We start from the raw sequence: 962 nt of genomic DNA on the forward strand, positions 1-962 counted from the left end.
ATTGACTCCGCTGGATATCCATAACCCCAATTCTTCGCATCAGGACTATGCAGACGGAACGAGAAGCGACGGCATGGGGAAGGTGTGGCTGACGAGGACGGCGAAGCTGGCGACCGATATATTCGCTAGAACAGGGAGAATATCCGCATCCACAATGAGGCTCTTCGCATCGGGATCATGTTTTCTCGCCGCGATCCCCTGTGCGGTTGATGGCAAAAAGCCTGAAGCGTTGAACAAGCTGATCTGTTTCAAGCTGTACGGCATGGACGGTACGGCCTACTACGCGTATGGCCGTCAGGCGGACGCCGCTGCCGATGGCCGGGACTTTGTCCGCGATGCCTGGGTCACGCTGACCACCGACAGCGACTGGATCGTGCGAGGCTGGCAGGCGTACGAAGACATGGAACTGAATACGCAGGACGATGGCTTTGTCGAAGACGATGATGCGGTGATGCACGCCATCGTGGGCGCGGCGCACAGGTCTTCGGCGATCCTGAACCTGGATGATCTGCATTCCGAAGGGGTGGATGCGATCCTCCGAACGACGACTATCCGGTTTCACACGGAATGGGACAGCGACCGCAACAGCACGCGTTACGCGAAATTGCAGACTGGCGGGCATCCGCCGCTTCCGCAGATGACGGCCGATCAGTTCAATGCGTTTCTCCGGGATGCGCAGAAGCAGCAGTTCTGGCGTGATGCAAACGTAAAAAACAATGGCTTGAACGCTGCAAACAAGGCGCCCCTGTCCACGCCGATGGACCCGAAAAACTGGCATTTTCATCCTGTCGGCTTCCTCGCTCAGATGCGCGAGTGCCTGGCATCGGATGCCTACCTTTCCGAGGAAGCGTTTGAGCTGGAAATTCGCAAAAGCTGGAACATCGGCCTGAAGCTGATCGAGAAACGCCTCAAGCAGCTTGAGCCCTGGGCGGATGCCAATGCTGTTATGCCACTGCCGCCAC

1 protein-coding gene is annotated in these 962 nt (G+C 57.6%); it reads left to right on the forward strand.

The features are described 5' to 3' along the window. Positions 1-73: 73 nt before the first annotated feature. The coding region (locus tag PQR53_RS38830; protein ID WP_408465882.1) for a hypothetical protein at positions 74-962 on the forward strand (889 nt) is incomplete at its 3' end.

The sequence above is a fragment of the Paraburkholderia fungorum genome (assembly GCF_046027605.1).
Classification (GTDB): Bacteria; Pseudomonadota; Gammaproteobacteria; order Burkholderiales; family Burkholderiaceae; genus Paraburkholderia; species Paraburkholderia fungorum_F.